The 21,219-nt window shown below is 67.9% G+C and carries 24 protein-coding genes; 13 read left to right on the forward strand and 11 right to left on the reverse strand.

The genetic code is table 11. From position 1 onward, the window contains the following. Nucleotides 1–226 precede the first annotated feature (226 nt). A complete protein-coding gene (locus ABZ789_RS13425; RefSeq protein ID WP_358424370.1) occupies nt 227–1,720 on the forward strand; it encodes an LCP family protein in 1,494 nt (497 codons plus the stop codon). A 53-nt stretch (nt 1,721–1,773) separates the two neighbouring features. Next, nucleotides 1,774–2,484 (forward strand): TIGR03089 family protein, encoded by a 711-nt coding sequence (locus ABZ789_RS13430; protein ID WP_358424372.1) that lies wholly within the window; start codon nt 1,774–1,776, stop codon nt 2,482–2,484. On the opposite strand, the gene ABZ789_RS13435 is transcribed toward ABZ789_RS13430, so the two are convergent. From ABZ789_RS13435 to ABZ789_RS13445, 3 genes are read right to left on the reverse strand one after another with little or no spacing between them, the layout of a single operon-like run. Then, nucleotides 2,462–2,872 (reverse strand): hypothetical protein, encoded by a 411-nt coding sequence (locus tag ABZ789_RS13435; RefSeq protein ID WP_358424374.1) that lies wholly within the window; start codon nt 2,870–2,872, stop codon nt 2,462–2,464. The two genes, ABZ789_RS13430 and ABZ789_RS13435, sit on opposite strands and share 23 nt — an antisense overlap. Nucleotides 2,873–2,915: 43 nt before the next feature. Then, nucleotides 2,916–3,428 carry a 5-(carboxyamino)imidazole ribonucleotide mutase gene (gene purE / locus ABZ789_RS13440; RefSeq protein ID WP_358424376.1) on the reverse strand — a complete coding sequence of 171 codons (513 nt, stop codon included), beginning with the start codon at nt 3,426–3,428 and terminating at the stop codon, nt 2,916–2,918. Further along, nucleotides 3,421–4,695, reverse strand: a complete 1,275-nt coding sequence (locus ABZ789_RS13445) for a 5-(carboxyamino)imidazole ribonucleotide synthase (protein WP_358424378.1) — start codon at nt 4,693–4,695, stop codon at nt 3,421–3,423. Before ABZ789_RS13445 ends, purE begins: the two co-directional genes overlap by 8 nt. 167 nt (nt 4,696–4,862) lie before the next feature. Here ABZ789_RS13445 and ABZ789_RS13450 point away from each other — a divergent pair, with 167 nt between their 5' ends. Beyond that, nucleotides 4,863–5,396, forward strand: coding sequence for a GtrA family protein (locus ABZ789_RS13450; protein WP_358424380.1), 534 nt, complete (start codon nt 4,863–4,865; stop codon nt 5,394–5,396). Between the two features lie 9 nt (nt 5,397–5,405). On the opposite strand, the gene ABZ789_RS13455 is transcribed toward ABZ789_RS13450, so the two are convergent. The 4 genes from ABZ789_RS13455 to ABZ789_RS13470 form a co-directional block, all read right to left on the reverse strand. Beyond that, a complete protein-coding gene (locus ABZ789_RS13455; protein ID WP_358424382.1) occupies nt 5,406–6,704 on the reverse strand; it encodes a HAMP domain-containing sensor histidine kinase in 1,299 nt (432 codons plus the stop codon). 10 nt (nt 6,705–6,714) lie between these two features. After that, on the reverse strand, nt 6,715–7,398 hold the full coding sequence (locus ABZ789_RS13460; RefSeq protein ID WP_358424384.1) for a response regulator transcription factor: 684 nt from the start codon (nt 7,396–7,398) through the stop codon (nt 6,715–6,717). A 75-nt stretch (nt 7,399–7,473) separates the two neighbouring features. Then, on the reverse strand, nt 7,474–8,037 hold the full coding sequence (locus ABZ789_RS13465) for a PH domain-containing protein (RefSeq protein WP_358424386.1): 564 nt from the start codon (nt 8,035–8,037) through the stop codon (nt 7,474–7,476). Between the two features lie 54 nt (nt 8,038–8,091). Then, nucleotides 8,092–8,937 (reverse strand): biotin--[acetyl-CoA-carboxylase] ligase, encoded by an 846-nt coding sequence (locus ABZ789_RS13470; protein ID WP_358424388.1) that lies wholly within the window; start codon nt 8,935–8,937, stop codon nt 8,092–8,094. 116 nt (nt 8,938–9,053) lie between these two features. Between ABZ789_RS13470 and ABZ789_RS13475 the strand changes: the two genes are divergently transcribed. From ABZ789_RS13475 to ABZ789_RS13485, 3 genes are all read left to right on the forward strand, one after another. Then, entirely contained in the window at nt 9,054–10,694 is a 1,641-nt protein-coding gene (locus ABZ789_RS13475; RefSeq protein ID WP_358424390.1) for an acyl-CoA carboxylase subunit beta, read from the forward strand. Between the two features lie 214 nt (nt 10,695–10,908). Continuing rightward, nucleotides 10,909–11,235, forward strand: a complete 327-nt coding sequence (locus ABZ789_RS13480; protein WP_358424392.1) for an acyl-CoA carboxylase subunit epsilon — start codon at nt 10,909–10,911, stop codon at nt 11,233–11,235. Between the two features lies 1 nt (nt 11,236). Beyond that, nucleotides 11,237–11,899 (forward strand): Maf family protein, encoded by a 663-nt coding sequence (locus ABZ789_RS13485; RefSeq protein WP_358424394.1) that lies wholly within the window; start codon nt 11,237–11,239, stop codon nt 11,897–11,899. On the opposite strand, the gene ABZ789_RS13490 is transcribed toward ABZ789_RS13485, so the two are convergent. Beyond that, entirely contained in the window at nt 11,896–12,300 is a 405-nt protein-coding gene (locus tag ABZ789_RS13490; RefSeq protein ID WP_358424396.1) for a group III truncated hemoglobin, read from the reverse strand. The two genes, ABZ789_RS13485 and ABZ789_RS13490, sit on opposite strands and share 4 nt — an antisense overlap. A gap of 62 nt (nt 12,301–12,362) precedes the next feature. Here ABZ789_RS13490 and ABZ789_RS13495 point away from each other — a divergent pair, with 62 nt between their 5' ends. The 7 genes from ABZ789_RS13495 (at nt 12,363) to ABZ789_RS13525 (ending at nt 18,366) form a co-directional block, all read left to right on the forward strand. Then, nucleotides 12,363–13,256, forward strand: a complete 894-nt coding sequence (locus ABZ789_RS13495; protein WP_358424398.1) for a sulfurtransferase — start codon at nt 12,363–12,365, stop codon at nt 13,254–13,256. Then, nucleotides 13,253–13,666 (forward strand): SufE family protein, encoded by a 414-nt coding sequence (locus ABZ789_RS13500; RefSeq protein ID WP_358424400.1) that lies wholly within the window; start codon nt 13,253–13,255, stop codon nt 13,664–13,666. Before ABZ789_RS13495 ends, ABZ789_RS13500 begins: the two co-directional genes overlap by 4 nt. 7 nt (nt 13,667–13,673) lie before the next feature. Continuing rightward, nucleotides 13,674–15,113: a condensation domain-containing protein gene (locus ABZ789_RS13505; RefSeq protein WP_358424402.1), complete on the forward strand. Its 1,440-nt coding sequence runs from the start codon at nt 13,674–13,676 to the stop codon at nt 15,111–15,113. A gap of 121 nt (nt 15,114–15,234) precedes the next feature. Continuing rightward, nucleotides 15,235–17,025 (forward strand): acetyl/propionyl/methylcrotonyl-CoA carboxylase subunit alpha, encoded by a 1,791-nt coding sequence (locus ABZ789_RS13510; protein WP_358424404.1) that lies wholly within the window; start codon nt 15,235–15,237, stop codon nt 17,023–17,025. A gap of 111 nt (nt 17,026–17,136) precedes the next feature. Next, the gene (locus ABZ789_RS13515) at nt 17,137–17,514 is read left to right on the forward strand and encodes a DUF1707 domain-containing protein (protein ID WP_358424406.1); all 378 of its coding nucleotides are present in this window, start codon (nt 17,137–17,139) and stop codon (nt 17,512–17,514) included. Nucleotides 17,515–17,584: 70 nt separating this feature from the next. Next, the gene (locus ABZ789_RS13520; RefSeq protein WP_358424408.1) at nt 17,585–18,001 is read left to right on the forward strand and encodes a DUF1707 domain-containing protein; all 417 of its coding nucleotides are present in this window, start codon (nt 17,585–17,587) and stop codon (nt 17,999–18,001) included. Nucleotides 18,002–18,003: 2 nt separating this feature from the next. Next, nucleotides 18,004–18,366 carry a VanZ family protein gene (locus ABZ789_RS13525; RefSeq protein ID WP_358424410.1) on the forward strand — a complete coding sequence of 121 codons (363 nt, stop codon included), beginning with the start codon at nt 18,004–18,006 and terminating at the stop codon, nt 18,364–18,366. Nucleotides 18,367–18,462: 96 nt separating this feature from the next. Here the strand turns inward: ABZ789_RS13525 and ABZ789_RS13530 are convergent, their stop codons facing one another. From ABZ789_RS13530 to ABZ789_RS13540, 3 genes are all read right to left on the reverse strand, one after another. Continuing rightward, complete coding sequence (locus ABZ789_RS13530) at nt 18,463–19,296, reverse strand: tyrosine-protein phosphatase (protein ID WP_358424412.1); 834 nt, start codon at nt 19,294–19,296, stop codon at nt 18,463–18,465. Between the two features lie 48 nt (nt 19,297–19,344). Beyond that, nucleotides 19,345–20,679 (reverse strand): L-lysine 6-transaminase, encoded by a 1,335-nt coding sequence (gene lat, locus ABZ789_RS13535; RefSeq protein WP_358424414.1) that lies wholly within the window; start codon nt 20,677–20,679, stop codon nt 19,345–19,347. 67 nt (nt 20,680–20,746) lie between these two features. Then, a complete protein-coding gene (locus tag ABZ789_RS13540) occupies nt 20,747–21,211 on the reverse strand; it encodes an Lrp/AsnC family transcriptional regulator (protein ID WP_358424416.1) in 465 nt (154 codons plus the stop codon). Nucleotides 21,212–21,219: the final 8 nt, after the last annotated feature.

A 21,219-nucleotide genomic window follows, 5' to 3' on the forward strand; every position in this document is an offset into this window, starting at 1 on the left:
AAGAGCCGTCGACCATCGAGCATCGTCACAGGAGGAGCACCAGGTGCCGCCAGAGCCGCGTCGCCGCACCGGAAGGCGTCCCACGCCGCCGGGACGTCGCCCCCGCGCGAGCGAGCCGACAGCTGCCGACGGCAGGTACCGGCCCGGGCCCCGCGCCGGGCAGTCCCGGCGCACCGGACGCCGCGAACCGCGTCCTCCCGCCGCGGACAGGTCGGGAGAAGTCCGGGTGTACAGCGGCAGGCCGTGGCAGCTTGTCGTGGCGATCGCCGCGTGCCTCGTCCTCGTCGTCACCGGTATGGCGTGGCGCAGTATCGACTCCCTGCGGTCGTCCCTGGCCTCGGTCCGCGGCCTCTCACTCGGCGACGGAGAGGACGGCGCCGTCGACATCCTGCTGGTGGGCACGGACAGCCGCACCGATGCGCACGGCAACCCCCTCTCACAACGCGAACTCGACGCCTTGCGGGCGGGTGAAGAGGTGGCGAACAACACCGACACGATCATCCTGCTCCGGATACCGAACGACGGCCGGTCGGCCACCGCGATGTCGATCCCCCGCGACACCTACGTCGAGGTGCCCGAGATCGGGATGTCGAAGATCAACGCGGCCTACGGGGCCACGAAGGCGATCCGGCGTACCGAACTCCTCGAGGCGGACGCCGACACGAGCGAGGCCGAGCTCGAAGCCGAGTCCACTCTGTCCGGCCGGGAGGCGCTGATCGAATCGGTCGGCAATCTCACCGGCGTGACGGTGGACCACTACGCCGAGATCGGACTTCTCGGGTTCGTGCTGCTGACCGATGCCGTCGGCGGTGTCGACGTGTGCCTGAACGCACCCGTCGACGAGCCTCTCTCGGGCGCGAAGTTCGAGGCGGGTGTGCAGACCCTCGACGGCTCGGACGCGTTGAGCTTCGTCCGGCAGCGTCACGACCTGCCCCGGGGTGATCTCGACCGGATCGTGCGCCAGCAGGTGTTCATGGCATCGCTGGCCCAGAAGGTGCTCAGCGCCAAGACCCTCTCCAACCCCTCGAAGGTGAGCCAGTTGACCGCGGCGGTGCAGCGATCCGTGGTGCTCGATTCCGATTGGGACATCATGGCGCTCGCCACCGAGTTGCAGGGTCTGGCCGGGGGCGACGTGAAGTTCGCGACGATCCCGGTGCAGGACATCAATGCGATGACCGATTACGGCGAGTCCCTCGTGCAGGTCGACCCGGACGAGGTGCGCGACTTCGTGGCCGAATTGATCGGCCGGGAGCCCGACGGCAGCGAGACCACCTCTTCCGAGGTGCCCGCACCCGACATCGACCCCTCGGCCGTCACGGTGGATATCGCCAATGCCGGTTCGGTGTCCGGTCTGGCTTCGGAGGTCTCCGTGACCTTGTCGGCAGAGGGATACCTCGAAGGCGTCGTGGGCAACTACACCGGCTCGGGGGTGGGCACATCGACCGTCTTCGGCGCCGACGAGGACTCCGACGAGGTTCGCGCTGTGGCTGCGGAGCTCGGCGGCCTCGACACCGCGTCCGACCCGTCGCTTCCTTCCGGCACAGTGCGGGTGGTCCTCGCCGGCGACTACACCGGTCCCGGCTCGTCGTCCTATTCCGGTTCGTCCACCTCGGACTCGGATTCCGATACGGAGCTGAGCCCGGCCGGAGGCACCGCTACCCCGGCTCCTCCCGGGCCGCCGATAGACGCGGGATCCGACGGCCCCCGCTGTGTGAACTGACAGCTACGTGAACCGACAGCTGCGTGAAAAGTAATCCGAGAAGAAGGTAGTTCGTGACGACTCTGACCGATGCTCTGCTCGACCCGATCCTCGCCGACGATCCGGCGGGGCCGCGAATCACCTGGTACGACGACGCGACCGGCGCACGCATCGAACTGTCGGCCCTCACCCTGGCGAACTGGGCAGCCAAGACCGCCAACATGATCCGAGACCAGTTCGGTGTCCTTCCCGGCGGCCGGGTCTCGGTGTTGCTCCCCGCCCACTGGCAGAGTGCCGCCGTCCTGCTGGGTGCGTGGTGGGCCGGGGCCGAGGTCGTCCTCGAGGCCGATGCGGACGCCGACCTCGCTCTGGTCACCCCCGACCGACTGGATGAGGTGGACACGGTCGCCGAGGTCGCCGCACTGTCACTCGACGCCTTCGGAGCACCCGTGCGCGACCTGCCGCCCGGGATCACCGACTACGCTACGGACGTGCGGATGCACGGCGACCAGTTCCGGTCCTCCGGTTCGGGCGAGGCGGTACTCGCCGGGCGATCCCTCTCGGAAGTTCGCGACGCAGCCGCGGATTCGGCCTCGCGAGCAGGTATCGGCAACGGCGACCGTGTGTTGTCCTCCCGTTCCTGGTCGCAGCCCGACGACCTCGTCGACGGTTTGCTCGCGGTCCTCGCCGCACGAGCGTCGCTGGTGCAGGTGAGCAATCCTGATCCGGGGGCGACCGAGCGCCGCGTGGCGAGCGAGAAGATCACGGTTCGTCTCGACGGGTGATCCCGCGCTCCGTGCGATAGTCACCGTCGGCGAGTCCTGCCTCGACCTCGAATCGGTTGCGCGTACCCGGGTTGCGGAGTTCCTCCCACAGATAGCGCGCCGCGAAGCCGATGCCGTAGCGGGCCCACTGGTCCACGTGCACCGCTTCGTGGCGCAGCAACCTGCGCGAGGGCGGTCTCCGGGTGAGAAATACCCCACCGACGGTCGTGCCGCCGCGCGCGAAGCCGCCGCGCATGCCGGTGCAGACGTACAGGCCGAACTCGTCGTCTAACGACACCGAGCCACCCCAGAGCCTCCCCCAGCACAGTGCGAGGGCCGAGACGGCGCGTACCGTCGGCACACCGCGGGACGCGCGCGCTGCCCTGCCCGGACCCCGGGCCTCTCTCATCTCGTCAGCCTACGACGCTACGAACTCGGGCCGGAATACTCCGTCAGCCGAGCAGTTTCTGCCGCAGCGCCTCGTCCTTCTCGAGCACCATCTGCTCGAGACCCGCCTGGAACTGCTCCATCCGCTCACGCAGCGCCGGGTCCGAAGCGCCGAGAATGCGCGCTGCGAGCAGACCCGCGTTACGGGCACCACCGATCGAGACGGTGGCCACGGGGACACCGGCCGGCATCTGCACGATGGACAGCAACGAATCCATGCCGTCGAGGTATTTCAGCGGAACCGGCACGCCGATCACGGGCAGCGGGGTGGCGGAGGCCACCATGCCGGGAAGGTGAGCTGCGCCGCCGGCGCCGGCGATGATGACCTTGATGCCGCGACCGGCGGCGTCCCTGGCGTAGTCGAGCATGCGCTGCGGCGTGCGGTGCGCCGACACGACACCCACCTCGAAGCGGATCCCGAACTCCACCAGCGCCTCGGCAGCCGCCTGCATCGTCGGCCAGTCCGAATCGCTTCCCATGATCAGGCCGACCTGTGCACCCTGCGCCACGTCACTCACCGCTTTCTCCCGTGTGTTCGTTCCAACCGTCGGTCCACACCGCATGCGAGAGCCAGTGCGCCGCGCGCTCCGCTCGTTCGCGCACCGCGGCGACGTAGTCGGAGTCGTCGATCGACCCGCCCGGAGCACCGAGCACATTGACGTGGCCGATCTTGCGGTCCTTGCGTTCGCCCTTGCCGTAGAGGTGAACGTGCACGTCGGGCATCCGGGCGAACAGGTGGTGCAGGCGCTCGTCCATGCTCATCGCCGGCGCCTCCGGCGCACCGAGCACGTTGGCCATCACCGTCACCGGCGCGATGGGGGTGGTGTCGCCGAGGGGGTAGTCGAGGACGGCCCGCAGGTGCTGCTCGAACTGTCCGGTGCGGGCGCCGTCCATCCCCCAGTGCCCGGAGTTGTGCGGACGCATCGCGAGTTCGTTGACGACGAGTTCGCCGGTGCGGGTCTCGAACAGTTCGACCGCCATGACGCCGACGACGCCGAGTTCCCCGGCGATCCGCAGGGCGAGCTGCTCGGCAGCGGCGGCGACGTCCTCGGGAAGGTTCGGGGCGGGAGCGATGACGACGGCGCACTGCCCGTCACGCTGCACCGTCTCGACGACGGGCCACGACGCGCCCTGACCGAACGGGGACCGTGCGACCATCGCGGACAGTTCCCGCTGCCATTCGACCTTCTCCTCCGCGAGCAGCGGGACACCGGCCGCGAGCTGCTCGGCGACGACCCGTTCGAGTTCCGCGTGGTCGTCGAGGATCCACACGCCGCGCCCGTCGTAGCCGCCGCGTGCAGCCTTGAGCACATAAGGGTCACCGAGCGTGCCGAGTGCGGCGCGCGCGTCGTCGACGGACGTGATCTCCGCGAATTTCGGCATCGGTGCGCCGAGTTCGCCGAGGCGATTGCGCATCGCGATCTTGTCCTGGGCGTAGATCAGGGCCTGCGGGGGCGGCAGCACCGCGACCCCTTCACGCTGGAGCACCTCGAGGTGCTCGGTGGGGACGCCTTCGTGGTCGAAGGTCAGCGCGTGCGCGCCGGTCGCGGCGCGGCGCAGGGCGTCGAGATCGTCGTGACTGCCGAGCACCACGTTCGGGCTCACCTGCGCGGCGGGCTCGTCCGGGCTGCCCGCGAGCACGCGCAGCGTCTGACCGAGTGCGATCGCCGCCTGATGCGTCATCCGCGCGAGCTGACCTCCGCCGATCATCGTGACGACGGGCATGCCGGCCGTCAGTGTGCGAGGAGTGTCGGAGCGGGGGGACGAATCTGGTCTGCCTGTCACGGCTGTCAATGGTGTCACAGCACGTCCCGGGTCGTTCCGGTGCTCCCCCGGGAAGCCGCGCAGGCATGTCCCGGGGGTCCGGAGACCCGGATATCGAAAGGTGTGGGAATACCGACATGTGCGGCCAGTTTCGGAAAATCACGTCCGTGTTTCGTACACTTCTCCAAGTGGCGGTCGTCGATGAAGCACTGAGCAGAGTTCCCCAGCCGTTCCGGGGGCTGCTGCTCCGGAATCGCGAACTGATCAAATTCGCCATCGTCGGCGGCACGACCTTCGTCATCGACTCCGTGATCTTCTACACGCTCAAGCTCTCGGTTCTGTCCGAGAAGCCGGTGACAGCCAAGATCATCGCGGGTGTGATCGCAGTGATCTGCTCGTACATCCTCAACCGCGAGTGGTCGTTCCGTAACCGCGGTGGCCGCGAACGTGCCCACGAGGCCTTCCTGTTCTTCTTCATCAGCGGCATCGGCGTGGTGCTCTCGTTCATCCCGCTCTGGATTTCGAGCTATGTATTCGATCTACGGGTGCCCGAGGTCAGCCTCGCGACAGAGAACATCGCCGACTTCGTCAGCGCGTACATCATCGGCAATCTGCTGCAGATGTTCTTCCGCTTCTACACCTTCCGGAGGTACGTCTTCCCGGAGGAGATGGCCCCGGAGCCGCCCGTCGACGGGCCGAGAGAACGTCTCGACCGCTCCTGATCCCGGGGTCTATCGCGGCTCGCGCGCGGGATGCACGTCCCGGTCGCGCGGCGCGGCAAGAAACAGCGCGAACAGCGCGGGCCGGCGGCGCTGCAGTTCGAGCCGGCCGCCGTCTGCTTCCGCCAAGGCGCGGGCCAAGGCCAATCCCACCCCGGTCGAACCGCCTCCGGAGAAGCCCCGGTCGAAGATGTACGGAGCGAGCTCGTCGCTGACCCCTACTCCCTCGTCGGCAACCTCGACGCACACCGTGACGTCACCGCGCGTGGCCACCTGCCGCACGGACACCGTGCACGTGCCCCCGCCGTGAACGAGTGCATTGTCGACCAGCACGGCGACGGCCTCCCGCAGCCGCGAGCCGGTGACCGCCGACTTCAACGACGGATCGCCGCGCAGCACCAGTTCCCGTCCGGCCTCCTCGTAGGGTCCGCGCCAGTCGGCGATCACCCCGGTGAGTTCGCCGACCACCGACATCTCGGTGCGCTGGTCTGCGCTGCTGTCCCGGGACTGCCGTACGAGTCCTTCGATCGCGGTGGTGAGGCGGTCCACCTGCGCCATGGCGGCTTCGGCCTCCTCCACGACGGCCGGATCCTCGTGGGTGGACAGCTCGTCGAGACGGAGCCGGATCGCCGTCATCCTCGAGCGGAGCTGATGCGACACGTCGCCGACCAGCGCGTGCTCACGCTGCAGACGGTGCGAGATCTCGACGGCGGCAGCGTCCAGCACGTCCGACACCCGATCGAGTTCGGGAATCCCGTGTCTACGGGCGACGGGGCGGAAGTCCCCTTCCGCCAGCCTTGCCGCACGGCTCGCCACGTCGCGTAGCGGGTCGGCGAGCCGCCGGGCGGTCGCCACCGCGACCAGCGCACCGGCCGCGACGGAGAGCAGAACGAGAAGGCTCACTGCGGCGAGCACCTGTTGCTGCAGTGTGCGCATACTGTCCGACGGCACCTCGATCATCAGCGAACCCGACGTCCCCATCGACAGCGACTCGACGATCGAGGGACCGAGCACCGGCGTGCCGATGTCGAGGCGGGCCGCGACATTCTCGGGTGTCGGATACACCACCACGGCCCGTCCGTCGCTCGGGACGAGTAGTCGCAGCGAACTCGTGTCGAGTCCCCCGACCACGAAACCATCGGTCCCTTCCTGCGCGATGATCTCGTCGGCCATCCGTTCGAGCCGGATCTGCAGGTCTCGACGGGCGGTGTCCTCTACGAACAGGAAGGCCGTGTAGGCGAGCGGGATGCCGAGCAACAACGCCACGAGCAGCACGGTCGCCAGGACGGCGTTGAGGATTCGGCTGCGCACGCCGGAGACGCTAGTCGGTGTTGAACCGGAAACCGACACCGCGCACCGTCGCGATGCGACGCTCCCCGGCCGGTCCCTCGTCGCCGATCTTGCGGCGCAACCACGACATGTGCATGTCCAGGGTCTTCGAACCGCGCAGGTCGGCGTCGCCCCACACTTCCTCGAGGATCGCATCACGGGAGACGACCTGACCCGCATGCTCGAGCAGTACGCGCAGCAACTCGTATTCCTTGTTGGCCAAAGTCACCTCCGATCCGTCCACGAGAACGCGGCGCGCGGCGCGTTCGAGCCGGATACCGGCGACATCCACGATGTCGTCGTTCTCCGGTCCGCCCCGGCGGCGCAGCAGGGCTCGGACCCGCGCCATGAGTTCGGCGAGCCGGAACGGCTTGCCGACATAGTCGTCGGCACCGGCATCGAGACCGACGACGAAGTCCACCTCGTCGGTACGAGCGGTGAGCATGAGCACGGCCAGATCGGATCGGCTCGCGCGGATCTGGCGACACACCTCGAGCCCGTCCATGCCGGGAAGCCCGAGATCGAGGATGAGCAGTTCGAACTTGCCCGACAGCCCCTGCTCGAGGGCGTCCGGTCCGTTGTCCGCGACCGTCACGTCGTAACCCTCGCGTCCCAGCGCGCGGGACAGCGGTGCAGCGATTGCGTCGTCGTCTTCGGCGAGTAGAACGGCAGTCACCAGGCCAGCCTACGGATCAGGGTGCACTTTGTCGGGATTACGAGCGCCGTCGTGTCATACCGGGCCGCTCGCGGTTCACCACGCCTTCCGCGGATCGTGCTCGTGTCCTGGATACCGGCTGGTGTGCCGGTCGTCGGGTCGGGCGTCGCGGGCATCGAAGGCCTGCCGGTAGAGCAGAGCGTGCACCTGCTGGACCTCGGGAATGTCGTCGAATTCGATGGGGTCGTCGGCCGCCGAGACGACGACGAGCGTGCCGCTCCGCAGCATGCGGTCGAGGAGACCGTGCCGGAACTGGACGTTGCTGATCCTGCCCATCGGGATGTCGATACCGCTGTGGGTGAGCACGCCCGTACGGACGAGGACGCGCCGGTCGGTGACGATGAAGTGCGTGGTGAGCCAGCCGACGAAGCGCGGAACGCACCGCCATCCGACGATCCCGAGCCACGCGGCGGCCACAGCGAAGCCGCAGACCGTGGCGGCCGCACCGTCGAGCCGGGCCTGGGTCACACCGAGCAGGAAGCCCGCGAACATGGTCGACACGAGGAACGTCACCGTCGGCATCACCAGCGCCTTCCAGTGCGGATGCCGATGCAGCAGCAACTCTTCCTCGGGTGCGAGGGCGTCCTCCGGGTATGCCATACCGCCAACGATGGCATACGCCGGTGCAGCACTTGCACGACCGGTGGGCGCCTTTCAGGCCGGGCGCAGATGTGTGATGTCGCCTGCCGCTACCGCCACCGCGTCTCCCCCGTCGTCGGGGCGGATCACGATCCTTCCCTGGTCGTCGACGTCGGTCGCGATGCCGTGGAGTTCGGTGTCGCCGGGCAGGATCGCCCGGACGTGCTGCCCGACGGTGCTGCACCGTTCGCGATACGCCGAGGCCGCAGCGGAGGTGTCCCATCCTGCACGGGCCCACGCCCGGATCCGCTCGCCGAGCTCGGCCAGCAGGGTCTGCGCGAGCAGGGTGCGATCGAGTTCGGCTGCGCCCTCGAGCAGCAGCGACGTCGCGGTGGGAACGGGTAGCTCGTCGCGTTCGAGGGTGACGTTGATTCCGATGCCGGCGACCACTGTGGGGACGGGCGCGGTGGCAGCGACCTCGACGAGAATCCCGGCGAGCTTGCGTCCGTCGACGAGCACGTCGTTCGGCCATTTCAGTTGTGCCGCAACGCCCGAGACCGACCGCACGGCATCGACCGTCGCGATCCCGCACAGCAACGGGAGCCAGCCGAGATTCTGCAGGGGACATTCGGGCAGGCGCAGCAGGACCGACACGATGACCTGGGCACCGGGCACACCGTTCCAGCTGCGCGAGTGCCTGCCACGGCCACCGTGCTGAAACTCTGCGAGCAGAACACGGCGGTCGTCACCGGTCGCGGCGACGGCAAGCAGATCGGCGTTGGTCGAGGCCGTCTCGGGAACGACGTCGAGACGGGTGTAGAAGCCCTCCCGATCGGCACCTACGAGAGCACTGCGCAGCGCCGGCTCGTCGAGCGGTGTGCGGAGGGTGAAAACGTCGTTCGTGGGCCGGTCGGATGCCATGTACACAGCCTAAAGTGGACCTTCACAACCTACCCGCGGGTAGGTCGGGTTCGATCGTCTACTCTTCGGGACCTCGATGCAGCAGCCTTGTATGACGATCGCTAAGCTGACTGGCCATGACCACTGTCCAGGAGCCGTCCGCGCCCGAGGCGGCGAGTACGCCCGATATCCACACCACCGCCGGTAAGCTGGCCGACCTGCGCAACCGTCAGGCCCAGGCTCAGGTCCCGGTCGGTGAGGCCGCAGTCGAAAAGGTCCACGCCAAGGGCAAGCTGACCGCTCGCGAACGCATCCACGCGCTCCTCGACGAGGGTTCGTTCGTCGAACTCGACGCCCTCGCGCGCCACCGGAGCACCAACTTCGGTCTGGCAGACAACCGGCCGCTCGGCGACGGCGTCGTCACCGGCTACGGCACGATCGACGGCCGCGACGTGTGTGTCTTCTCGCAGGACGCGACCGTCTTCGGCGGCAGCCTCGGCGAGGTCTACGGCGAGAAGATCGTCAAGGTCATGGATCTCGCACTCAAGACCGGTCGCCCCCTCATCGGCATCAACGAGGGTGCCGGCGCACGCATCCAGGAGGGTGTCGTCTCGCTCGGCCTCTACGGTGAGATCTTCCATCGCAACGTGCAGGCATCGGGCGTCATCCCGCAGATCTCGCTCATTATGGGCCCTGCGGCGGGCGGCCACGTCTACTCCCCCGCTCTCACCGACTTCGTCGTGATGGTCGACCAGACCAGCCAGATGTTCGTCACCGGACCCGACGTCATCAAGACCGTCACCGGCGAAGACGTCACGATGGAGGATCTCGGCGGCGCCCACACCCACATGGTCAAGTCGGGTGTCGCACACTACGTCGCCGACGGCGAGCAGGACGCCCTGGACTACGTCAAGGATCTGCTCTCCTACCTGCCGAGCAACAACCAGGCCGCCGCGCCGCGCCTCGCGCCGAGCGACCCGATCGTCGGTTCGATCGAGGACTCCCTCACCGCGGAGGACATCGAGCTCGACACGATCATCCCGGATTCGCCGAACCAGCCGTACGACATGCACGAGGTCATCCGGCGCCTGCTCGACGACGACGAATTCCTCGAGGTGCAGGCCGAGCGCGCGAAGAACATCATCGTCGGCTTCGGACGCGTCGACGGCCGTAGCGTCGGCATCGTCGCCAACCAGCCGACCCAGTTCGCCGGCTGCCTCGACATCGACGCCTCCGAGAAGGCCGCTCGCTTCGTCCGCACCTGTGACGCCTTCAACGTGCCGATCATCACGCTCGTCGACGTGCCCGGCTTCCTTCCCGGCACCGAGCAGGAGTACAACGGCATCATCCGCCGCGGCGCGAAGCTCCTCTACGCCTACGGCGAGGCGACGGTCGGCAAGATCACCGTCATCACCCGCAAGGCCTACGGCGGCGCATACGACGTGATGGGTTCCAAGCACATGGGTGCCGACGTCAATCTCGCGTGGCCGACCGCGCAGATCGCCGTCATGGGTGCCTCCGGCGCCGTCGGATTCGTCTACCGCAAGCGCCTGCTCGAAGCAGCCAAGAACGGTGAGGATGTCGACGCGCTGCGCCTCGAACTGCAGAACGAGTACGAGGACACGCTCGTGAACCCGTACATCGCCGCCGAGCGCGGATACGTCGACGCGGTGATCCCGCCGTCGCACACGCGTGGCCAGATCGTCTCCGCGCTGCGCCTGCTCGAGCGGAAGATGGTTTCGCTCCCGCCGAAGAAGCATGGAAACATTCCGCTGTGATGTTCGGTGATGCGCCCGGACTGTGGCCCGCCGGTGAATCCGGCGGGCCACGTCCCGGGTCGCGTCGCGACCGACGGTCCGGTCCCGCATCACGACCGGCAACACGGCGTAGCACGTCGCCGACGACGTGCGATGAACCCGAGAGAGGGATCGACATGACAGCGACCCGGTGGGCATACGGTGCCCGTGTGGACGCGTACCCGGGGGGTGCCCTGTGACAGCGACGGCGGAGGACAAGATCATCAGCGAGCTCGAGGCCGACGAGCAGTCGCCCGACGTCGAGGTTTCGGCCGTCGACGGAGCCACCGAGCCCGCCACGGATGCCCCTGCGGTCGCCGAGACCGCAGCCGCCATCCGCATCGTCAAGGGCAATCCCACCGACGAAGAGCTCGGGGCTCTCGTCACCGTTCTCGTCGCGGCCGCCGCGTCGGCGGGCGAGGACGAAGGCGACACCCGGCCGCCGGAGACCTGGGGTGATCCGGCGAGGATGCACCGGCAGTGGGCGCCCTTCTCGCCGTATTCGTATCCGAACCGCGGCTGACATGCCTCGTCTCGTACTCGCCTCGGCCTCACCCGCCCGCCTCGCGGTCCTCCACGAGGCGGGCGTGAAGCCGCTGGTACAGGTGTCGAATGTGGACGAGGACGCGGTCATCGCGTCCCTTGCTCCGGGCACCCCTCCGGCGGAGGTCGTCACCGAACTCGCCCGCGCGAAGGCCGAGGACGTCCTGCCCGTTCTGCGGGAGCAGGGCCTGCGCGACGCGATCGTCATCGGATGCGATTCGATGCTTCTGATCGACGGCGTCCTGCAGGGCAAGCCGGGCACCGTCGAGGCCGCCCGGGAGCGCTGGCGGTCGATGGCCGGGCGCAGCGGCGAACTGCTCACGGGTCACGCGGTGATCTGTGTCCGGAATGACGAGGTGGTCTCGAAGGCAGCCGCCCACAGCGGCACCGTCGTGCATTTCGGCACTCCCACGGACGAGGAACTCGAGGCCTATCTCGACAGCGGTGAGCCCCTCGAGGTAGCGGGAGCCTTCACCCTCGACGGTCACGGCGGCTGGTTCGTCGAGGGCATCGAGGGCGATCCGTCGTCGGTCATCGGCATCGGACTCCCCCTCGTGCGGCGCCTGCTCGCCGAGGTCGGCGTCTCCGTGGCGCGGTTGTGGGCCGAGAACGCCGCTATTCCCGTGGAGATGCTGGAGAACTAGCAGTACAGGGACTTCTGCAACGACGTCGCCATCGCCTCGGCCTTGGTCTTCGCGCGGTCCGCATCCACCCCGTGGAACGATTCGTCCACGGTCTCGCACCACAACTGCAACCACCTTGCGATACGGGCCGGGGTGAGTCCGTGGTGCCCGTGGAGCGCGCGATGCACCGGCACGAACGCGCCGCGGTATCGGGTGGTGCGAAAGAGTATCTGCTCCCAGAAGTCGCCGACGACCACCAGGTGGTCGTCGAGTCCGACGACGGAGAGAACCTCGAACACCGGTGCGAGCACGGGGTCGCGGAGCGCGCGTTCGTAGAAGCGCCGAACCAGCAGGTCGATGTCCTCCCGCGTTGCGAGTTCGACGCGGGCGGGACGGTCGCGTGCGGTCTTGCTGCGGGTCACGTCCGGTGACGGTACCGCCTAGAATCGACGTCGCACCTGCCACCACTGCCTCAGGAGCCCATGTGCCCGTCGCACCCGATAGCAACCCTTCGTTCGCCGCTTACGCGGATCCCACCCGTCTCGTCTCGACGGAGTGGCTCTCCGCACATCTCGGCCATCCCGAAGTGAAGGTCGTAGAGTCCGACGAGGACGTTCTGCTCTACGACGTGGGGCACATCCCCGGCGCGGTGAAGATCGACTGGCACCTCGATCTCAACGATCCTGTCACCCGCGACTACATCGACGGCGAGCAGTTCGCGGCCCTCATGGACCGCAAGGGCATCCGCCGCACCGACACCGTGGTCGTCTACGGCGACAAGTCCAACTGGTGGGCCGCGTACGCGATGTGGGTCTTCACCCTGTTCGGTCACGAGGACGTCCGTCTGCTCGACGGCGGACGCGACGCGTGGATCTCCGAGAATCGCGACACCACGCTCGACATCCCGTCGACCACGGTCGGCGGTTACCCGGTCGTCGAACGCAACGACACGCGGATCCGCGCCTTCAAGGACGACGTCCTCGCGCACCTCGGTAATGGACCGCTGATCGACGTGCGGTCGCCGCAGGAATACACGGGCGAGCGCACCCACATGCCCGACTACCCCGAGGAAGGTGCCCTGCGCGGCGGTCACATCCCGACCGCGGTGTCGATCCCGTGGGCGAAGGCCGCGGCGCCGGACGGCCGCTTCCGTTCCCGCGCCGAACTCGACGAGATCTACGGCGGGATCGACAAGGATGCCGACGTGGTGGCCTACTGCCGGATCGGCGAGCGGTCGAGCCACACCTGGTTCGTTCTCACCCACCTGCTCGGGTACTCGAACGTTCGCAACTACGACGGATCGTGGACCGAGTGGGGCAACGCCGTCCGCGTACCCATCGTCAAGGGTGACGAGCCCGGAGAAGCACCGGCCGCATGAGCATTCCTGCCCCCCTCGCCGAGATCGTCGACGACTTCGCTGCGGTCGACGGTCAGGACAAGCTGCAGTTGCTTCTCGAGTTCAGCCGCGAGCTCCCCGCTCTTCCTGCCGAGCTCGAGGAAGCAGCGATGGAACCCGTCCCCGAATGCCAGTCGCCGCTGTTCCTGTCGGTCGACGCCTCCGATCGGTCGCAGGTCAAGCTCCACTTCAGTGCACCCGCCGAAGCACCGACGACGCGCGGGTTCGCCTCGATCCTGCACCAGGGACTCGACGGCCTCAGTGCCCAGGAGATCCTCGAGGTGCCCGACGACTTCTACGCCTCGCTCGGTCTCGCCGAGACCGTGAGCCCGCTACGCCTGCGGGGGATGAGCGCGATGCTCGCGCGCATCAAGCGGCACCTTCGAACCTGACGCGGTCATGGAGTTCACCGAACTCGCCGATTACCGGATTCCGGCCGGTGTCCTGACCGAGTGGCTGCCCTGCGCGGCCGAGGACGACTGGCGTGAGGATCCCCGCCCCGCCTCCTACATCCACGAAGCCCATCTGAGGCGTACTTCGGGGACTCGCTACGGCGCTGGGCGCGAATCCTGGCTCGGCACGGCCTTCGAAGTCGCGGGCCCACTCGACGCCGAGCATTTCCGCCGAGCGCTGCAACGCTGGATCGACCGGCACGAACCCCTGCGCAGCCATGCCCACCTCACCGAGGAACAGCGCGGAGATCTGGTGCGGCGAACCGCACCTCCGGGCGGGGTGTCCGTGCGGCCGATCCGCCACGATCCCGCCGATCCGGACACCATCCGCGACCATCTGCTCGGGCTGTTCGACGATTACACGACGCCGCACATGTGGCCGTCCTACGTCTTCGCGACCCTCGAGCGGCTTCCGGGGACCGCCGACACCGACGAGGACGACCGGTTCACCGTGTTCTTCGGGGCCGACCACTCCGTCATCGACGGGTACTCGGTCGTGCTCGTGGCACACGAGATCTCGGCGCTCTACGAGGAGGAACGAACGGGCTACGCCGCCGACCTCTTCCCGGTGGGGAGCTACATCGACTTCGGCGCCGCCGAACGGGACGAATCCGCGCACCTCGACGACGACCACGAGGCTGTACGGATCTGGCGCCGAACCCTGACCGACTGCGGAGGCGAACCGCCCGCCTTCCCTCTTCCCATCGGACAGCGACCACCGCACGCGACGCCGCAGCAACGACTCGCCGAACGCTGGTTCGACGACGACGAGGCGACGGCCTTCTCCGCCTGCTGCCGCCGTGCCGGGACGGGCTTCTTCGCCGGCGTGCTGGCGTGTTTCGGCCGGGCGACGGCCGAAATCACCGGTGCGGAGCGGTTCCGGACCGTCGCGCCGGCACACACTCGCGCCGGGCCCATCTGGGCCGGTTCGCTCGGCTGGTTCGTCGGCCTCCGCCCGATCGATCTGGACCTCACCGGCACAACGGAATTCACCACCCTTGCAGCGCGGGCAGGCGACGAGCTGCGCCGAACCCGGGCGAGCGCGCGGGTTCCGTTCGTGCGGGTGGGAGAGCTTCTCGGCGTCCCCATCCGCCCCCGGTTCGTCGTCTCCTACATGGACGTGCGGTTCGTGCCGATGGCGGCCCAGTGGCCGGAGTGGAACGCCCGGGCGCTGCGCAGCCGGAGCTTCACCCACGACGTGTACGTCTGGATCAACCGCACGCCCGAGGGTGTGAACATGTCCGCGCGTTTCCCCGACAACACGGTGGCAGACGAGAATGTCCCGCTTCTCCTCTCACGCACCCGTGAATTGATGCACGAGGTGGTCGTCGACGAAGCGTGGACCTCACATCCGGACCCGTCGGCGGTCCCATCTACCGGCGAGTAGCATTGTGCGCCCGAATGCGCGCCGTAATGTGTAGGAGCCATCCGGTTACATCGTCTATCCGATTGGCGCTTAGACTTCCCGTCGACGGAAATAACCTAACGATCGATCAACAGGAGGCTCCGTGCCCAGTCATGCCAGCGCGCAGATCACGAAGGTGCTCGTCGCGAACCGCGGCGAGATCGCTGTGCGGGTCATCCGAGCCGCCAAGGACGCGGGCTACGGCAGTGTCGCCGTCTACGCCGAACCGGACGCAGACGCACAGTTCGTGAAGCTCGCCGACGAGGCGTTCGCACTGGGCGGCACCACCTCCGCCGAGTCCTACCTGGTGTTCGACAAGATCCTCGACGCCGCGGCCAAGTCCGGCGCCGACGCCATCCACCCCGGCTACGGCTTCCTGTCCGAGAACGCCGACTTCGCGCAGGCCGTGATCGACGCCGGCCTCATCTGGATCGGCCCCTCGCCGCAGTCCATCCGCGACCTCGGCGACAAGGTCACCGCCCGCCACATCGCCGAGCGCGCCAACGCACCGATGGCGGCCGGCACCAAGGACCCGGTCAAGAACGCCGACGAGGTCGTCGAGTTCGCGAAGCAGTACGGCGTTCCGGTCGCGATCAAGGCCGCCTTCGGTGGTGGCGGTCGCGGCATGAAGGTCGCGCAGACCATCGAGGAGATCCCCGAGCTGTTCGAGTCGGCCACCCGCGAGGCCGTCGCCGCCTTCGGTCGCGGCGAGTGCTTCGTCGAGCAGTACCTCGACAAGGCTCGTCACGTCGAGGCTCAGGTCATCGCCGACCAGCACGGCAACGTCATCGTCGCCGGCACCCGCGACTGCTCGCTGCAGCGCCGCTTCCAGAAGCTCGTCGAGGAGGCTCCCGCGCCGTTCCTGACCGACGAGCAGCGCAAGCGCATCCACGAGTCCGCCAAGGCGATCTGCCGTGAGGCCGGCTACTACGGCGCCGGCACGGTCGAGTACCTCGTCCAGGGCGACACCGTGTCCTTCCTCGAGGTCAACACCCGCCTGCAGGTCGAGCACCCGGTCACCGAAGAGACCGCCGGTATCGACCTCGTGCGTCAGCAGTTCCGCATCGCCAACGGCGAGAAGCTCGAGCTCACCGAAGATCCCACCCCGCGTGGCCACAGCTTCGAGTTCCGGATCAACGGTGAGGACGCCGGTCGCGGCTTCCTCCCCGCCCCCGGTCCGATCAACGTCTACAAGGAGCCGACGGGTCCCGGCGTCCGCGTCGACTCCGGCGTCGTCGCCGGCGACGTCATCGGTGGCCAGTTCGACTCGATGCTCGCCAAGCTGATCGTCACCGGCGAGAACCGCGAGCAGGCCCTCGAGCGCGCCCGCCGTGCGCTGGCGGAGTTCGAGGTCGAAGGCCTGGCCACAGTCATCCCGTTCCACCGCCACATCGTCGAGCACCCGGCATTCATCGGCGACGGCGAGAAGTTCGACGTCTACACCAAGTGGATCGAGACCGAGTGGGACAACACCATCGAGCCGTACACCGGTGGTGCCCCGATCGAGGACGAGGACGAGGCGCTGCCGCGTCAGAACGTCGTCGTCGAGGTCGGCGGACGCCGCGTCGAGGTGTCGCTGCCGGGCCAGTTCTCGCTCGGCGGTAACGGCGGCGGTGCCGGCGTGATCCGCAAGAAGCCCAAGCCCCGCAAGCGCGGTGGCGGCGGCGCAGGCAAGGCGTCGGGTGACGCCGTGACCGCACCCATGCAGGGCACCGTCGTCAAGGTCGCAGTGTCCGAGGGCCAGGAGGTCGCCGAGGGCGACCTGATCGCTGTGCTCGAAGCCATGAAGATGGAGAACCCGGTCAACGCCCACAAGGCGGGTGTCGTCACCGGCCTGGTGGTCGAGCCGGGCGCCGCGGTCACCCAGGGCACCGTCCTCACCGAGATCAAGTAATACAACTCGAGACCCCGGCGAGTCCCCCGCATCGCAGTCGATGCGGGGGACTCGCCGTATCGGATCCGAATCGGACCCGCTCCCGTCCGCGAATGGCACTAGCCTGGAGATATGCCCGACCGCCCCGAGATCCGCATCGGCACCGCCGAGCGCGAGGAAGCCGTCGCGCTGCTCGGTGATCACTTCGCCGCGGGTCGCCTCAGCTTGGCGGAGTTCGACGAGCGGGTCGCGCTGGCGACGCAGGCCACCGTCCGCGCCGACCTCGCCCCCCTCTTCGCCGACCTGCCCACGGCACCGGCCGTGGTCTCCTCGTCCGGACAGCGGGATCTGGCGGAGCAACTGTTGACGTTGGTTCCGTTCGTGCTCGTCGCGCTGCTCCTGATCGTGGTGCTCAGGCACCCGATCGCGCTGCTCATCGCCTTCTCGGTGTTGTTCGTGGCAGGACGACGTGCCTATCTGCTCCTCGGTCGAGGCCGCGGACCGTCCTGATCACGATGGCTCCGTGCCCGTGTCGCCCTGCGCCTGCGTCCGGTTCACAGGCACCGTCTAATCTGTCGGCATGTCCGACTCTCCCGACATCCGTATCGGCAACGCCGAGCGCAGCGAAGCACTGGATCTGCTCGGCGACCACTTCGCGCTCGGCCGGTTGAGCCTGTCGGAGTTCGACGATCGCAGCGCCAGGGCCTCGATGGCCACCACCAGGGGCGACCTCGCGGTTCTGTTCGCCGACCTGCCCACGCACGTCACCGACGACCTGACAGCGACCCGGGACGATCTTCCGGTGATCATCCCTCAGAAGGAGTCCGCACTCCGACGCGAAGTCGTCATGGGACTGACACCGCTGGTCGCGCTGGTGTTGTTCTTCGTCTTCGACACGTGGCTGTTCTTCCTGCTGATCCCGGCGGTGGCGATCGTCCTGTTCGCCGGGCGAGACCGCGACGAGCGCGCACACCGGAGTGAGACGGAAAGCGCCTGACCGTGGTGGGCGCTATCCTTCGGCACCGCACTCTCCCCCTCATCGTCGCGGTCGTCGTCATCACCGCGATGCTTCTCTCCCCCGGCGGCACCGTACCGAGCGGTCCACCCCATGCCGACAAGATCACGCACGCCGTGATGTTCGTCGTACTCGCGATCTGCTGCGGGTACGCCCGGCTCTCGCCTGCGCTCACCGTCGTGTGGCTGGGCCTCTACGGGGTGCTCACCGAGATTCTCCAGGCGACCGTCGCGGTGCGGCGGTCCGGTTCGTTCTGGGACTGGTGCGCCGACCTCGTCGGTATCGCGATCGGTCTCGCGATCACCGCAGTCGTACGGCGAGGTGTGCGCGCCGACCGGAAACCGTAGGTGGAACTCACGATTCGTCCCGATCATCGTTGCCGGTAGCCTCGCCCGCGTCGAAGCGGGTTCGCCGCCCCGGGCACGGCCGAACAGCGGCGAGAATCAGACCCGCGTGACTTCCGAATCGACGAGCCGAGTGCGAAGCGCCTGCAGACTGTCGTCCTCCAGTCCGAGTCCCTCGGCGAAGTACTGCTCGATCGTGCCGTAGCGCGAAAGTGCTTCGTCGATCGCGACCTCCAGATACTCCCGCCGGACCCCCAGCATCGGCTTCAGGATCTCGGGATCGCCGCCGAGTTCGGCGAACCGTGCGAAGAGGGCATCGAACTGTGGGAGAAGCAGGTCGTTGGTCCGTAGATAGTCGGCGAAGACCGCGTCCTCGTCGGCACCGGCGAACAGCAGCAGCGACGCCGCGGCCCAGCCGGTGCGGTCCTTACCCGCACTGCAGTGGACGAGTGCGGGAACCTCGCCGTGGGCGAGTCCCTCGGCGAGCACCCCGTAGGACGCCGTCGCGCTCGGGAGTGCGACGAAATCGCGGTAGCTCTCCCTGAGGTACTGGGCGGCCCGCCCGTCGTCGAACGCTTCGGCGGCCAGCGCGGGGTCGGCGATGATCTCCGGGAGCGAGGCGGCAATGGAGCCGTGCTGCCGATCCGCGAGGACGTCGAGTCCGACGTAGCGCGCACCTCGGGGTACGCGATCGGGACGCCGCTGCCGTTCCCCGAGTGTGCGCAGATCGAAGATCGTGGCGATGCCCAGTGCGTCGACGGTCTCGATGTCCGTGTCGGTCACTCCACCGAGGTCGGTCGAGCGGAAGACCACGCCGGTGCGGACCACGCCACCGAACGAACTCGGACAGCCCCCGATGTCCCTCAGATTGACCAGCGAGGGAATCACGAAGGATTCGCCGCCGCTTACGCTCTCACCCAGTGCATCGGCCATGTCCGACAAACTACCGTCGTCCGGCCGGGAACAGGTCGATCCGGTCCCTCATTCGCAGCGGGCGGTCACCCGGTCGAACGCGTCGAGGGCTTCGTCGAGTTCGTCGTGCGTGACGGTCAGCGGGGGCCGGAAGCGCACGCCTCGCGGACCCGTTCCGATCGCGAGGACGTGCTCATCCGTGTACAGCCGTCGCAGCACCTGGTCGCGGATCTCCGCGTTCGCGAGCGTGACGGCGCACATCAGTCCGCGTCCACGCGGCTCGGTGACCACCGATCCACGCGCGGCAAGGTGCTGCAGCCCGGACAGCAGGTGCGCACCGCCGGACCGGGCACGTTCGACGAGTCCGTCGCGCTCGACGACTTCCAGGATGCGCCGCGCCCGCACCATGTCGGTGAGATTGCCGCCCCAGGTCGAGTTGATCCGCGAGCCGACGGCGAAGACATTGTCGCGGATCTCGTCGACGCGTCCGCCGGCCATGATGCCGCACACCTGCGTCTTCTTACCGAAGGCGACGACGTCGGGGGTCACACCGATCTGCTGGTACGCCCACGCGGTACCGGTCGTGCCGGCGCCGGTCTGCACCTCGTCGAAGACGACGAGGGCATCGTTCTCGCGGCACAACTGCGCCATCGCCCGGAAGAACTCCGGACGGAAATGATGGTCGCCGCCTTCGCCCTGGATCGGCTCGGCAACGAAACACGCGATGTCGTGAGGACGCTCGGCGAAGGCTGATCGGGCCTGCTCGAGCGCGCGCGTCTCGGCTGCAGCGACATCCCGCCCCTCGGCGAGATAGGGAGCGTCGATCCGGGGCCAGTCGAACTTGGGGAATCGATCGGTCTTGACCGGATCGGTGTTGGTCAGCGACAGCGTGTAACCGGTGCGGCCGTGGAAGGCCTCGGTCAGGTGGAGCACCGAACCGCCGAACGACGCAGGGACACCCCGGGATTCGTTGAGCCGACTCTTCCAGTCGAAGGCGACCTTGAGCGCGTTCTCAACAGCCGGGCCCCCGCCGTCCACGAAGAACAGGTGAGGAAGTGCCGGGTCGCCCAGTACGCGCACGAAGGTCTCGACGAAGCGGGCCATGGGCACGGTGTAGATGTCGGAGTTGCTGGGTTTGTTCGCCGCGACCGCGGCCAGTTCACGAGCTGCCTCCGGCACGGTGAGCGCGGGATGGTTCATTCCGAGCGTGGACGACGCGAAGAACCCGAACATGTCGAGGTAGGTGGTTCCGTCACGGGCGTCGACGAGTCGCACCCCTCGGGAGCGGTCGAGGTCCAGAACGAGGTCGAAACCGTCGGTGAGCATGTGCCGGCCGAGGATGGGGCGTACCCGGTCCGGGGCGAGATTCCCGGCACCGTCCAGGTTTCGGAAAGCCGTGCTCATGGCACAACGGTACGCGCCGATTACCGGGGCGAAAGCGATATGAACGAAATAGTTACGGTCCGGGGCGCTACCGTTCGTAAAATGTTTGGAGAACTACCGTGCTGCGGGTGGCCACTCCGGCGGTGGCCCGAATCTCCTGCAGCAGTCGTTCGAGGGCGCGAGGGGACTCGACACGCACGAGAAGGACATAGCTTTCCTCACCCGCCACCGAGTGACACGATTCGATCGCGTCGATGTGCTGGAGTCGAGCCGGCGCGTCGTCGGGTTGCGAGGGGTCGAGAGGGGTGATCGCCACGAACGCCGAGAGCATCAGCCCGAGCGCCTCGGGATCGACTCGCGCACTGTATCCGCGGATCACATTGCGAGCTTCGAGCCTGCGCACCCGGGACTGCACGGCCGAGACGGACAGACCTGCCTTCTCGGCGAGCGCCGCGAGCGTTGCGCGACCGTCGGCCATCAGTTCGCGCAGCAGCATCCGATCGATGTCGTCCAGCGACTCCTTCGACGAACCGTTCCTCGGGGATTCGGGCACCAGCGAAG

Source organism: Rhodococcus sp. NPDC047139, from assembly GCF_040643435.1.
In the GTDB taxonomy this organism is placed as follows: domain Bacteria; phylum Actinomycetota; class Actinomycetes; order Mycobacteriales; family Mycobacteriaceae; genus Rhodococcus.

Bases quoted from the DNA above. Each gene is read 5' to 3' on its own strand.
- lat (WP_358424414.1), bottom strand. From the start codon at position 20,679: ATGAGCACGGCTTTCCGAAACCTGGACGGTGCCGGGAATCTCGCCCCG.
- ABZ789_RS13435 (WP_358424374.1), bottom strand. From the start codon at position 2,872: ATGAGAGAGGCCCGGGGTCCGGGCAGGGCAGCGCGCGCGTCCCGCGGT.
- ABZ789_RS13530 (WP_358424412.1), bottom strand. From the start codon at position 19,296: ATGGCCGATGCACTGGGTGAGAGCGTAAGCGGCGGCGAATCCTTCGTG.
- ABZ789_RS13505 (WP_358424402.1), top strand. From the start codon at position 13,674: ATGGAGTTCACCGAACTCGCCGATTACCGGATTCCGGCCGGTGTCCTG.
- ABZ789_RS13475 (WP_358424390.1), top strand. From the start codon at position 9,054: ATGACCACTGTCCAGGAGCCGTCCGCGCCCGAGGCGGCGAGTACGCCC.
- ABZ789_RS13515 (WP_358424406.1), top strand. From the start codon at position 17,137: ATGCCCGACCGCCCCGAGATCCGCATCGGCACCGCCGAGCGCGAGGAA.
- ABZ789_RS13485 (WP_358424394.1), top strand. From the start codon at position 11,237: ATGCCTCGTCTCGTACTCGCCTCGGCCTCACCCGCCCGCCTCGCGGTC.
- ABZ789_RS13500 (WP_358424400.1), top strand. From the start codon at position 13,253: ATGAGCATTCCTGCCCCCCTCGCCGAGATCGTCGACGACTTCGCTGCG.
- ABZ789_RS13465 (WP_358424386.1), bottom strand. From the start codon at position 8,037: ATGGCATACCCGGAGGACGCCCTCGCACCCGAGGAAGAGTTGCTGCTG.
- ABZ789_RS13470 (WP_358424388.1), bottom strand. From the start codon at position 8,937: ATGGCATCCGACCGGCCCACGAACGACGTTTTCACCCTCCGCACACCG.
- ABZ789_RS13520 (WP_358424408.1), top strand. From the start codon at position 17,585: ATGTCCGACTCTCCCGACATCCGTATCGGCAACGCCGAGCGCAGCGAA.